At 62.5% G+C, this 12,753-nt stretch carries 11 protein-coding genes; 8 read left to right on the top strand and 3 right to left on the bottom strand.

The features are described from left to right. Position 1 precedes the first annotated feature (1 nt). Positions 2-520 carry an Hcp family type VI secretion system effector gene (locus SOP95_RS27375; protein ID WP_077183092.1) on the top strand — a complete coding sequence of 173 codons (519 nt, stop codon included), beginning with the start codon at positions 2-4 and terminating at the stop codon, positions 518-520. A gap of 95 nt (positions 521-615) precedes the next feature. Then, the gene (tssA, locus tag SOP95_RS27370) at positions 616-1,704 is read left to right on the top strand and encodes a type VI secretion system protein TssA (protein WP_323608966.1); all 1,089 of its coding nucleotides are present in this window, start codon (positions 616-618) and stop codon (positions 1,702-1,704) included. Between the two features lie 215 nt (positions 1,705-1,919). Here the strand turns inward: tssA and SOP95_RS27365 are convergent, their stop codons facing one another. The 3 genes from SOP95_RS27365 to SOP95_RS27355 are packed head-to-tail and all read right to left on the bottom strand — an operon-like array spanning position 1,920 to position 5,160. After that, positions 1,920-3,266: a glutamine synthetase family protein gene (locus tag SOP95_RS27365; RefSeq protein ID WP_323608965.1), complete on the bottom strand. Its 1,347-nt coding sequence runs from the start codon at positions 3,264-3,266 to the stop codon at positions 1,920-1,922. Positions 3,267-3,290: 24 nt separating this feature from the next. Then, positions 3,291-3,845: a helix-turn-helix domain-containing protein gene (locus SOP95_RS27360; protein WP_166620560.1), complete on the bottom strand. Its 555-nt coding sequence runs from the start codon at positions 3,843-3,845 to the stop codon at positions 3,291-3,293. A gap of 25 nt (positions 3,846-3,870) precedes the next feature. After that, positions 3,871-5,160, bottom strand: a complete 1,290-nt coding sequence (locus tag SOP95_RS27355) for an NAD(P)/FAD-dependent oxidoreductase (RefSeq protein WP_323608964.1) — start codon at positions 5,158-5,160, stop codon at positions 3,871-3,873. A gap of 580 nt (positions 5,161-5,740) precedes the next feature. Between SOP95_RS27355 and purU the strand changes: the two genes are divergently transcribed. The 6 genes from purU to SOP95_RS27325 are packed head-to-tail and all read left to right on the top strand — an operon-like array spanning position 5,741 to position 12,512. Next, positions 5,741-6,607 (top strand): formyltetrahydrofolate deformylase, encoded by an 867-nt coding sequence (gene purU, locus SOP95_RS27350; protein ID WP_274077539.1) that lies wholly within the window; start codon positions 5,741-5,743, stop codon positions 6,605-6,607. Then, on the top strand, positions 6,604-7,500 hold the full coding sequence (gene folD / locus SOP95_RS27345) for a bifunctional methylenetetrahydrofolate dehydrogenase/methenyltetrahydrofolate cyclohydrolase FolD (RefSeq protein ID WP_323608963.1): 897 nt from the start codon (positions 6,604-6,606) through the stop codon (positions 7,498-7,500). The genes purU and folD overlap by 4 nt, the downstream gene beginning before the upstream one ends. Further along, the gene (locus SOP95_RS27340; RefSeq protein ID WP_166620558.1) at positions 7,482-8,723 is read left to right on the top strand and encodes an FAD-dependent oxidoreductase; all 1,242 of its coding nucleotides are present in this window, start codon (positions 7,482-7,484) and stop codon (positions 8,721-8,723) included. The genes folD and SOP95_RS27340 overlap by 19 nt, the downstream gene beginning before the upstream one ends. Before the next feature lie 13 nt (positions 8,724-8,736). Further along, entirely contained in the window at positions 8,737-9,036 is a 300-nt protein-coding gene (locus tag SOP95_RS27335; RefSeq protein WP_274077542.1) for a sarcosine oxidase subunit delta, read from the top strand. Then, positions 9,033-11,930 carry a 2Fe-2S iron-sulfur cluster-binding protein gene (locus SOP95_RS27330; protein ID WP_323608962.1) on the top strand — a complete coding sequence of 966 codons (2,898 nt, stop codon included), beginning with the start codon at positions 9,033-9,035 and terminating at the stop codon, positions 11,928-11,930. Before SOP95_RS27335 ends, SOP95_RS27330 begins: the two co-directional genes overlap by 4 nt. A 3-nt stretch (positions 11,931-11,933) precedes the next feature. Continuing rightward, positions 11,934-12,512 (top strand): sarcosine oxidase subunit gamma, encoded by a 579-nt coding sequence (locus SOP95_RS27325; RefSeq protein WP_323608961.1) that lies wholly within the window; start codon positions 11,934-11,936, stop codon positions 12,510-12,512. The last annotated feature ends 241 nt before the right edge of the window (positions 12,513-12,753 follow it).

Below are 12,753 nucleotides of genomic sequence, written 5' to 3'. Positions count from 1 at the left end.
AATGGCATTTGACGCATACATCCAGATCGACGGCATTCCAGGCGAAGTACTGGACGACAAGCACAAGGATTGGATCGAGGTGCTGGGCTACGAGTACGGCGCCACCCAGGCGACCTCCGCGACTGCCAGCTCTTCGGGCGGTGCTTCGTCGGAGCGTGTGGCATTGAGCGACTTCAGCATCCGCAAAGCCGTGGACAAGGCTTCCGCCAAGCTGTTCGAAGCCTGCTGCAAAGGCACGCACATCGCCAAGATCCAGTTGAACGTCAACCGCGCCGGTGGCGACAAGGTGACCTACCTGACCATCAACCTGGAAGAAGTCGTGGTGTCGTCCGTGAAAGCGGTCGCTGGCGGTAGCCAGGGCGGCGAAGACAAAGCGGTGGGCGACCTGCCGATCGAAGAAATCAGCTTCAACTTCGCTCGCATCAAGACCACCTACACCCAGCAGAGCCGTGCCGACGGCCAGGGCGGCGGTAACGTCACCGGTGGTTGGGATCGCACTGCCAACAAGGTTTTCGCGTAAACCCTGGGCAATAACGGACCGCGAGAGCGGTCCGGTTTCAGCACTGCGCCCGCGAAAGCGGGCACGGTGTTCTCTTATTCCGATCCGAGTTGCCTATGTCTGAATTTCTCAACGACCTTTCGCTGGCCGAACTGACAGCGCCCATCCACGGCGGGAGCGGCGAAGACCTGAGCTTTTCCACCCTGTTCGATCAGGTGAAAGAAGCGCGGCGAGCAGACCCCGATTATCTGACCCAGGGTGACTGGCAAACGGACCTGAAGTCTTCCGACTGGGACCTGACCCTCACCCTGGCTGCCCAGGGCCTGGCTCGACAGAGCAAGGACCTGATGCTCGTCGCCTGGCTCAGCGAAGCCCTGGCGCACAAGCACCATTTCACCGGCATCACCTTTGGCCTGACCCTGGCCGAACGCCTGCTGGACAATTTCTGGGCCGGCCTCTTCCCTTCCCTCGAGGATGGGGTCGATGAACGCGCGGCCCGCCTGGCGTGGATGAAAACCACCCTGGCGGATGTGGTGGGTGGGCTGCCCATCACCCAGGGCCAAGCGTACGGCCTGCTGCGCTATGACGAATCCCGGCACGTCGAAAACCTCGCGTTGCAGAACCCCCAGGCCATGCGTGCAGCCCTTGATGAAGGCAAGATCAACGCCGAGGTGTTCCAGCGTTCGGTGGTGCTGACCGACTCCGACCACCTGCGCCACAAAGCCGCTGAAATCGCCGCCAGCCTCAATGCCTGCGAGCAACTGCAGAGCACCGCCGACAGGCTGTTCGGCCAGGATGCGCCGAGTTTTGCCGGGCTCCACTACGTGTTGTCCCGCGCCGGCCAACTGGCCGAGAAACTGCTCAAGGATCGCGGTATCGATCTACACCCGGCCCCTGTCGCGCCCACCGCGGTCGTCGGCGAAAGCGCTGGCGCACAACCTGAAGGTGCAGCAATGACCCAGACCCAGCAAGACATTCCCGTCACGCCGCTGCGCACCACACCGCAAACCCGCGACGAGGCATTCACCCTGCTGGCGGGTATCGCGCAGTACTTCAAGCAGACCGAGCCCCAGAGCCCTGTCCCCTACCTGATCGAACGCGCGATCAAATGGGGCAACATGCCGCTGGAGGGCTGGCTGAGCGATGTGATCAAGGACAGCAATGTGGTGGATAACATCCGCGATGTGCTGGGGACGAAGTCTTGATGACAGGCCGGAAAAACTGCAGGCAAAAAAAATCCCGGGCAGCTGATGGACGCCCGGGACTTAAAAATGCATAAACCGTGGTGGTGAACGCGGGGCGCATATTACGCAATGTTTCGCCCTGTAACAAGATATTTTCGTTAACCGGTCAGTTACTAAACTCTCTAAGCCTTTATATATCCTGATATTTTTTACGGTTAACCTCGAAACAACCTTAACTACAGGAACCAGCGGTACTCGCGGGCGCTGATGTCATTCAGGAATGCCAGGTGGTCCTGGCGCTTGTTCTCGCAATACACATGGACGAATTCCGCGCCCAAACCTTCACGCAATTTTTGATGGCTTTGCATGGACTGCACCGCTTCGAGCATTTCCAGCGGGAAGTCGATGCCACTGTTGCGATCTTCGTTGAGCGGGGCGATCGGTTCGCGAGCCTGTTCGAGGCCTTGTTCCATTCCCACCAGGATTGCGGCGAGCACCAGATAAGGGTTGGCGTCGGCGCCGGCGAGGCGATGTTCGACCCGCAGGTTTCTCGCGTCCGACTCCGGCACCCGCAGGCACGCGTCCCGATCCTCGAAACCCCAACTGGCGCGCGAAGCGACGTTCACCGTGGCGCTCAAGCGTCGCATTGCGTTGTGGTTCGGCGCGAAGATCGGCATGCAGTGCGGCAACACATCCAGGCAACCGGCTACCGCATGGCGCAACGCTTGTTGCCCGTTCGCCGCCAGCAGGTTGGTGCCCGCCTCGTCGTACAGGCTCACGTGCACATGCATGCCGCTGCCGGGGTGCTGCAGGTAAGGCTTGGCCATGAAACTGGCGCGGTAGTCGTGCTTGAGGGCCACGCCGCGCGTGCTGCGGCAGAACAAGGCGGCCCAGTCGGCGGCGCGCAGGCCATCGTCGAGATGACCGAAATTGATTTCGAACTGACCGGGGCCCAATTCGGCGGTGATCACCGTGGCATCAATGCCTTGGGCGCGCGCGGTCTCGACCATTTCATCGAGCACCGGGGCAAAGCGCGATAGGCGTTCGATGTGCATGTTCGGCTGGTCATCGGCATCGCCGGTCAGCGGGTCGCGGGCAAACTGCGGCAAGCCATCACGCAACTGGCTATCGAACAGATAGAACTCCAGCTCGAACGCCACCACCGGAAAAATGCCTTTGCGAGCGAGCCGCTGAAGGACCTGCGCCAACACTTCGCGCGGCTCGAAGACGATCGGTTTTTCCGTGCCGTCGGAGGTGATCAACATTTGCCCCAAGGGTTGCTTCTCCCAGCTCACCAGCTTGAGCGTGCCCGGCACCAGGCGCCGCAGCGCATCCGGATCGCCGTCGTTGAAGCAGTAGTCGCCGATCTTGAACAGCCCGCCCTGGGTGCCGAGCAGCACGCAGTTCTGCGGCAACTTGAGGGCACTGCCGGCGGCGACTTTTTCGAGCATTTCGATCGGGTAGCGCTTGCCGTAGAAATGCCCGGGAATGTCCAGGGAAATCAGGTCGACGTAGCGCACCTCGGGGTAGCGCTGACGAAACCCACGCACTTCGGCCAGCAGATCAGAGCACACAGCATCCATCGTTTTGTTCCTTGCTTGTTTTTATCAGGTGTAGACCCAGAGCACGCGGGTCAATTGGGCCGAGAGGTTGCCGTAGCGGCAGTGGGCATGGCTGGCCAGTTGAAAGCTGTCGCCGGTGCGTAGGGTCACCGGGTCGTTGTCATCCAGCCACAGCGTCAGCTCCCCTTCCAGGACGTAACCGCCCTGCTCCGAGCTGTCCTTCATGTGCCGGTCGCCGCTGCTCGCACCGGGTTCCAGCTGGCTTTCAAGCATGGAAAAGGACGCGCGCATTTTTGGCGAGACCAGGATGTCGGTGATGCCATCGGCGTAGTACAGGGTGCGGCGCTCATCCGGCCGGGTCACCCAGGGCAGCGCCATGGGTTTGGGCAGGCTGTAGAAATAGGTGGTCGGCACGCCGAGGGTCTCGCTGATGGCGGTCAAGTCCGCCACCGTCGGGCGGGACAAGCCGCGCTCGACCTGGGATAGAAACCCCACGGAGCGGCCGATCTTGTCGGCTAGGTCCTTCAAGGTGTACTTCTTGTGCTTGCGCAGGTCCTGGATCAGGATCGCCAGCGCCGAAATCTCTTCTTGCATGTCCATCTAAAGGCTTCCAGAAGTGGCCGATTCAAATGCTGTCGCGCAGCCGGTACCAGGCTTTGCCGATGGCTTCCAAGGGTGCTGCCATGTATTTTCCGCCGGGAAAGCTGCCATTGGTCAAACCTTGGTACAACGCCAACTCATCCGGCTGGCCGAGAATGGCGTCGGACACCGCCCGGGCTCCGGCAAGGGTCGGCAGCACGCCGTGCCCGGAGTAGCCCTGCAACCAGTAGAGGTCGCCGCGTCGACCGATGTCGGGCGTGCGCTTGAGCGTCAGGTCAATGTGCCCGCCCCAGGCGAACTCCAGTTCAATGCCCTTCAATTGGGGGAACACCCTTTCCAGGCACGGCCGGGTGGCACCGGCAATGTCCTTGGGCATGCCCCCCAGATAGGTGCAGCCGCCGCCGAACAGCAGCCGGTTGTCCGGCGTGCGGCGGAAATAATCGAGCACGAACTGGTTGTCGGTGACGCAGACATTGCCCGGTAGCAGCGCGGTGGCCTGGGCCTCGGACATCGGCGCCGTGGCCACTTGATAGGTGCCCACGGGCAATACGCAACTCGCTAGCTGCGGGTCGAGTCGGTCCAGGTAGGCATTGCAGGCCAATACCAGGACATCGGCGCGGATGCGACCGCGGTCGGTGGTGACCACGTAGCCGTTTTCGTCCTCGCGATATTTCAACGCCTTGCTTTGTTCATGAATCACGCCGCCCGCCTTCTCGATCGCGGCGGCCAGCCCCAATGCCAGCTTCAAGGGGTTGAGGTGCCCGCCTTCGGGGTCGTACAAGCCGGCCTGATAGCGCTCGCTGGCCACCCACTCGGGCAACTGGGCGCGCTCGATGAAGCGCAAACCGTCATGCCCCCATTTGTGGCTGGCTTCGTGTTGCCATTCGGTCAAGAGGCTGACCCGGCGTGGCATCACGGAAGTCCATAGGTGGCCGGGGCGGTAGTCGCAATCGAAGCCATGGCGTTCGGGCAGCTCGCGCAACTCCCGTGCAGCCCAGCGCATGCCGTCCCACAGCCGCCGGGCGCGTTCGTGACCCAGCGCGGCTTCCAGCGGTGGCATGTCACAGGACCATCCGAGAATGGCCTGGCCGCCGTTACGTCCCGATGCGGCCCAGGCGACGCGACTGGCTTCCAGCAAGGTGACGCGTTTGCCGGCCTGGGCCAGGCGCAGTGCCGTGTGCAAGCCGCTGAAGCCGGCGCCGATGATCAGCACGTCGGTGTTTTGCTCGCCTTCCAATGCCGCTCGATTGACCAGGCGGTCGGCGCAGGTGTGGGCGTAGTAGCTGGCGACATGCTGGGTGGATTGCTGAAACATTTACCGGCTCCATGAAATTTTATAGTTTTAATTTCATGAAAAAATACAGGTTTAATTTCATGCGTGCAAGGTTGGTATCCTTAGGGGCTGACTTGGCGGCCTGACATATGCCCCCTCTCCCACGGCCGCCCCCGATCCACTGTAGGAGCTGGCTTGCCAGCGATGGTCGTCAACGATGACGCGGGGAGCCTGATACCCCGCGTAATCGTTGACCTCCATCGCGAGCAAGCTTGCTCCTACAGGTAAGGGTGAAACCATAGTTGGCCGTTACCGCAGGAATGGATATGGACATAGTCAATAAAATCCAGATGGGCTGTCAGGCCGCCATCGCCAGCATGGCGGCTCCTGCAAACTAGCGCCTACAGGCATTTCAACAACACGTTGCTCAGCCAATAAATTTCCCACCAGTTAAAAAACTTTCACAAAAACCTCTGGACGCGCCCCCAGCATTCCCCTTATAAAGCCACCAACAGGAATATTTTATTCCCACCAAGAAAATGCGCTCAAGGAATGAGCCTCGCTGTCCGCTGACATTTTTTCGCTATGCGATGAGCTGCCGCCATCATCCCGAGGACGTGTCATGCAACACGAGAAAAACCATTTCATCATCAAGATCACCTGTCCCGCGGTGTCCGGCATTGTCGCGGCCGTCACCACTTACCTCGCGGACAACGGTTGCTACATCGGGGAGATGGCGCAATTCGATGACGATTTCAGCGGCCGCTTTTTCATGCGCGCGGTGTTCCGTTTCAACGATGGCCACGCCGGGGATATCCAGCAGATCAAGGACGGTTTCAGCGACGTCGCCCAGGCCTTCGACATGGACTGGGAACTGCATGACACCCGCGAGCCCATGCGCGTGCTGCTGATGGTCAGCAAATTCGACCACTGCCTGACCGACCTGCTCTACCGCTACCACAAGGGCGAGATGGACATGACCATCACCGCCATCGTCTCCAACCACCTCGACCTGCGGCCCATGGCTGAGCGCGAGGGCATTCGTTTCATCTACCTGCCGGTCACCAAGGACACCAAGGCCCGCCAGGAAGCCGAGCTGATGAAGGTGGTCGACGACACCGGCACCGAACTAGTGGTGCTGGCGCGCTACATGCAAATCCTCTCCGACGACCTGTGCAAACAACTTTCCGGTCGGGCGATCAACATTCACCATTCGTTCCTGCCCGGCTTCAAGGGTGCCAAGCCCTATCACCAGGCTTATCAACGCGGCGTGAAGTTGATCGGCGCCACCGCCCACTACGTCACCAGCGATCTCGATGAGGGGCCGATCATCGAGCAGGAAGTGCAGCGGGTCGATCACGTCTATTTGCCGGACGACCTGGTGGCCACCGGCCGTGACACCGAGACCGTGGCCCTGTCCAAGGCGGTCAAGTACCACCTGGAACACCGGGTATTCCTCAACCAGGACCGAACGGTGATCTTCCGGTGAACACTCCCCGACTGATTGACGGCAAAGCCGCCGCCGCCCGGGTGTTGATCGAGGTCCGCAAGGACGTCGACGGTCTGCGCGCGAGAGACATCCAGCCAGCCCTGGCGGTAATCCTGGTCGGCAGCGACCCGGCCAGCCAGGTCTATGTGCGCAACAAGATCCTGCGCGCCGAAGAGGTCGGCATTCGCTCCCTGGAACATCGCCTGCCCGCCGACACCAGCACCGAACAACTGCTCGACCTGATCGCCCGCCTGAATGCGGATCACGGGATCCACGGCATTCTCCTGCAACTGCCTTTGCCTGCCCATGTCGATGAACTGCGGGCACTGCAAGCCATCGATCCAGGCAAGGACGTCGACGGTTTTCACAGTGAAAACGTCGGTGGCCTCAGCCAGGGCCGTCCGGTGCTCGCGCCCTGCACGCCCAGCGGCTGCCTGTACCTGCTGGAACAGACCTGCGGCGATCTGCGCGGCAAGCACGCGGTGGTAATCGGCCGTTCGAACATCGTCGGCAAGCCCATGGTCGCGCTGTTGCTCAAGGCCGACTGCTCGGTGACCGTGCTGCACTCGCGCAGCCCGGACCCACAAGCCCTCTGCCGCCAGGCCGACATCGTCATCGCCGCGGTGGGTCGTCCGCGCCTGATCGACGCCAGTTGGCTCAAGCCTGGCGCGGTGGTGATCGACGTCGGCATCAATCGCATCGACGACGCCGGTCGCAGCCGCCTGGTCGGCGATGTCGACTTCGACAGTGCCCTGCTCCAGGTCGCGGCCATCACCCCGGTACCCGGGGGTGTCGGGCCGATGACCATTGCCTTCCTGATGAAAAACACCGTGACCGCGACCCTTATGCAACACCACAGCCAATCGGAGGCCGTATGCCCTTCAATCTCTTGAAGTACGGGTTGAGTTCGGAATACCCGGTGGACGTGGATTTGCCGCCACCAAAGGAACTGAAATCAAGCTACGACGTGGTGATCATCGGCGCCGGCGGCCATGGCCTGGCCACCGCTTATTACCTGTCCAGGTACCACGGCATCAACAACATCGCGGTGCTGGAAAAGTCCTATCTGGGCGGTGGCAATACCGCGCGCAACACGGCGGTGATCCGCTCCAACTACCTGACCAGCGAAGGCGTGCGTTTCTATGCCGAGTCGGTGCGGATGTTCCAGGGCCTTTCCAACGAATTCGATTTCAACATCATGTACTCCGAGCGCGGCCAGCTGACCCTGGCCCACACCGATGCCACCGTGCGTTCGTTCCGCCAGCGCGCAGAGGTCAACAAGCACTTCGGCGGGCGCACTGAAATGATCGACCGCCAGCAGATCCGCGAACTGGTGCCCAGCCTCAACCTCGACCCCGGCCACCTGCCGGTGATCGCCGGCCTCTGGCACATCGACGGCGCCACCGCGCGCCACGACGCCGTGGCCTGGGGCTACGCCAAGCAGGCAGCCAAGCGTGGCGTGGAGATCCACCAGCTCACCGAAGTGCAGGACCTGATCATCGAGAACGGTGCAATCACCGCCGTGAAGACCAACCGCGGCACCATCAAGTGCGGCTGTGCGGTGCAGGCGATCGCCGGGCACAGCTCCTTGCTGATGGCCAAGGCCGGGATTCGTTCGCCGATCCAGACCTTCCCGCTGCAAGCCATGGTCACCCAGCCGTTCAAGCCGTTTCTCGATCCGCTGGTGAGCTCCTCGGCGCTGCACTGCTACGTGCAACAGACCAGCCGCGGCGAAGTGGTGTTCGGCGGTGGCTCCGATCCCTACCCGCTGTTCAACACCCGTTCGACGCTGGACCTCAAGGAAAGCCTGCTGGCCCACGCCATCGAGATGTTCCCGTTCCTGGCCAACGCCAAGCTGATGCGCCAGTGGGCCGGGATCACCGACATGACCCCGGACTACAGCCCGATCATGGGCCTGTCGCCGGTGAAAAATTACTACCTGGACGCCGGTTGGGGCACCTGGGGTTTCAAGGCCACGCCCATCTGCGGCAAGACCATGGCCGAACTGGTGGCCAGCGGCGGCAAGGTCCCGGAGCTGATCAAGCCCTTCGGCCTGGAGCGCTTCTCGACCTTCCGGCAAGTCAACGAAATGGGCGCCACGGCGGCCAGTCACTGAGGGAGAGCGGACCATGAAAATCATCAATTGCCCGCTCAACGGGCCACGCAATATCAGCGAGTTCACCTATGGCGGTGAATTCAAACCCATGCCGGATCCAGTGACCTGCAGCGATGCCGAGTGGGCCGACTACGTGTTCAACACCGACAACCTCGCCGGTGTGGTGCGCGAATGGTGGATGCACACGCCATCGAGCTACTGGTTTCTCGCGGAACGTCACACCGTGACCGACGAAATCCTGCGCACTTTCGACCCTAAAGAACTTTTCACCGCCCGCGTCGACTTCAACGCCGCCCAGGAGATCGCCGGATGAACCGCCTACCCGCCCCGATGGGCCTGCTGATCGACCGTGACCAGCCGCTCGATTTCAGCTTCGATGGCCAACCCTACCAGGGCCTGCAAGGCGACAGCATCGCCAGCGCCCTGCTCGCCAACGGCCGCTTCCTGATTTCCCGCTCGTTCAAATACCATCGCCCGCGTGGCCCGCTGACCATGACCGGGCAGGACGCCAACAGCCTGGTGCAACTGCCCCAGGAACCCAACGTCCTGGCCGATGCCCACGCGCTGGCGGCCGGTTTGCAGGTGACGGCGCAGAACGTCAACGGCTCGCTGGACAACGACCGCGATGCGTACCTGGGCAAGTTCTCGAAATTCATGCCGGTGGGCTTCTACTACCGCTCGTTCTACAAGCCCAAGGGCATGTGGAAAGTCTGGGAACCGATCATTCGCAAGAAGGCCGGCCTGGGCGTACTGGACCTGAAGTTCCAGCCCGAATACTACGACAAGGCCTATCTGTTCACGGACGTTGCGGTGATCGGCGCCGGTCCCGCCGGGCTGCACGCCGCACTGACCGCGGCCAATGCCGGGGCCAAGGTGCTGCTCATCGAGCAACAGCCGGTGCTCGGCGGTTCGCTGACCTATGCGCGCTTCGACATCGCGGGTACACGCGCCGACGCCTTGCGCTGCGAACTGCTGACGGCGGTGCAGCAGCACGCCAATATCCGCATCCTCACCGAGGCGACCTGCAACGCCTGGTTCACCGACAACTATCTGCCGGTGATCCAGGGTAAACGGATGTACAAGGTGCGCGCCCGCCAGTGCCTGGTGTGCAGCGGTGCGTTCGACCAGCCGGTGGTGTTTCGCAACAACGACTTGCCCGGGGTGATGCTGACCAGCGCCGCACAGCGCCTGATGAAGCTCTACGCAGTCAAGCCGGGCAAGCGCGCCGTGGTGCTGACGGGCAACGATGACGGTTACCTCGCCGCCCTGGATTTGTTCGATCAGGGCGTGGAAGTCGCCGCGGTGGTGGACCTGCGCCATGGCCCGGGCGATGAAGCCCTGCTTGGCGCGCTGGCGCAACGCAAGATCCCCTGCCTGCGCAACAGCACCGTGTATGAAGCCCTGCACGAAAAAGGCCTGCGCCATGTCAACGGCGTCGACGTGCGCCAGATCACCGCCCAGGGCCAGGTCGCCGAGAGCGGGCAGCGCCTGGCCTGCGACTTGCTGTGCATGTCCGCCGGCTACATGCCGGTTTATCAACTGCTGTGCCAGGCCGGTGGCAAGCTGGCCTACGACGATCAGCGCGCCGAATTCACCCTCAGCGGGCTGCCGCAGAACCTCGCGGTCGCAGGCTCGGTCAATGGCCGTCACCGCCTCGACAACGTGATCGCCGACGGTGTCAATGCCGGTGCCGACGCCGCCGCTGCGCTAGGACTTGCGGTCGGTGTGCACCGGACGCCCCTGGGCAGCGAGGTGCGGGTCAACTTCAACTGGCCGATCTTCCCGCACCCCAAGGGCAAGGACTTCGTCGATTTCGACGAGGACCTGCAAGTGGCGGACATCGTCAATGCCACGCGCATCGGCTATCGCGACGTGCAACTGGTCAAGCGTTATTCCACCGTTGGCATGGGCCCCTCGCAAGGCCGTCACTCGGCGCTGCCGACCGCGCGCCTGGTCGCCTGGGCGACCCAGCGCAACATCAGCGAAACCGGGGTGACCACCGCGCGCCCGCCCTTTGTCGCGGAAAAACTGGCCCACGTCGCCGGTCGCGCGTTCGATCCGTATCGGCAAACCCCGATGCATGCCCGGCACCTGCAAGCCGGGGCGAAGATGATGCCGGCAGGCATCTGGCAGCGCCCGGCCTACTACGGCCATGCCAAGGACCGCGAGGCGTGCATGCAGGCCGAAGCCCTGCATGTGCGCAACAAGGTCGGCATCATCGACGTCTCGACCCTGGGCGGCCTGGACGTGCGCGGCCCGGACGCCGCCGAGCTGCTCAACCGCATGTACACCTTTGCCTTCCTCAAGCAGCCGATCGGTCGATCCCGTTACGCGCTGATGACCAATGAACACGGGGTGGTGATCGACGACGGCGTCTGCGCGCGGTTCGCCGAAAACCACTTCTATGTCACCGCCACCACCAGCGGTGTGGATCGCATCTACCAGCAGATGCTCAAGTGGAACGCGCAATGGCGACTGGACGTGGACGTCGCCAACGTCACGGCTGCGATCTGCGCGGTCAATGTCGCCGGCCCCGACTCGCGCAAAGTGCTGGAAAAAGTTTGCACAGACCTCAACCTGAGCGCTGCGGCGTTCCCCTACCTCGGCGTGCGCCAGGGCACCGTGGCCGGCATCAAGGCCCGGTTGTTGCGCGTCGGTTTTGTCGGCGAACTGGGTTATGAAATTCACGTACCGGCGCGCCATGGCCTCAAGTTGTGGGACGCACTGATGGAGGCCGGCAAGGCCCATGACATCCGCCCTTTCGGCGTGGAGACCCAGCGTTTGCTGCGCCTGGAAAAAGGCCACGTGATCATCAGCCAGGACACCGATGGCATGACTCATCCGGGGGAAATCGACATGGGCTGGGCGGTCAGTCGCAACAAGCCGTTCTTCGTCGGACGGCGCTCGGTGGACATCCTCGAAGCCCAGCCGCAAACCCGCAAACTGGTGGGTTTCACCTTGCCCAGGGACAGCGCGCAACCACTGGAAGGTCACCTGGTGCTCAACGGCCCGGACATCAGCGGCAACGTCACGTCCTGCGAGTACTCGGCGAGCCTGGGCAAGATCATCGGCCTGGCCTACGCCGGCATCGACCAGAGCACACCCGGGCAACGCATCCCGATCCGCGTCGAAGGTGGCCGCGTGGTGCAGGCCGAAGTCGTGTCGCTACCCTTTTTCGATCCCGCCAACCTGCGCCAGGAGCTTTGAGCCATGACCAGCCTGACACAACAACACAGCGCCGGTCAGCCGGCCCTCGCCCTCCTGTCCAGCTGTGCGCTGACCGACTTTACCGACCTGCCCCGGGTCGGCTTTCGCGGCGCCGGCAGCGCGCACTATTTGCAGAGTCGGGACTTCGTGCTGCCGGAAGCGCCCAACCGTGCTGTCAACCAGGTTGATGGCAGCTGGGTGGTGCGTCTGTCCCAGACCGAATACCTGCTGCTGGGCAGCGCCCAGGACCTGGGTGAACGCATTGCCGACGAAGAAGCTCGCTGGGAGATGGACCATCAAGCCAACTACCTGCTGCCGCGCCAGGACAGCCATGCCTGGTTCCAGCTCAGCGGCGAGCATTTGCCTGAGGTCATGGCAAAACTCTGCGGCGTGGACCTGAGCGCGCAGGTGTTCGGGCCCGGTGCCGTGGCGCAGACTTCGGCTGCGCGGATCAATGTGATCGTGATCAACGCCACGTCTGCGCAACAGCCGAGGTTTTATATCCTCTGTGACCGGGCATCGATGGCTTATTTTCAGGAGGCGTTGCTGGATGCGATGGAGGAGTTTTCGGGCATGGCATAAAAGATTAATACATACGCTCACGATCAGGCCGGCCGGGCGGCGGGCCCCTGTGGAGGCGAGCCTGCTCGCGAAAAACCTGAGAGCACCGCGGGGGGTCAGGCTTCACGCGTCAGCGTTGACCTCCATCGCTGGCAAGCCAGCTCCTACAGTGTGATTGGGGCCGTACGCAGCTTTCGTGTGCGCTGTGGAACCTGTAGGAGCTGGCTTGCCAGCGAAGAGGCCGGCACATCCAGCATCACGG

Source organism: Pseudomonas sp. YuFO8 (assembly GCF_035065025.1).
Classification (GTDB): domain Bacteria; phylum Pseudomonadota; class Gammaproteobacteria; order Pseudomonadales; family Pseudomonadaceae; genus Aquipseudomonas; species Aquipseudomonas putida_AE.
Note: the sequence above shows the minus strand (reverse complement) of the source record. Positions and strands in the feature narration are given on the sequence as shown.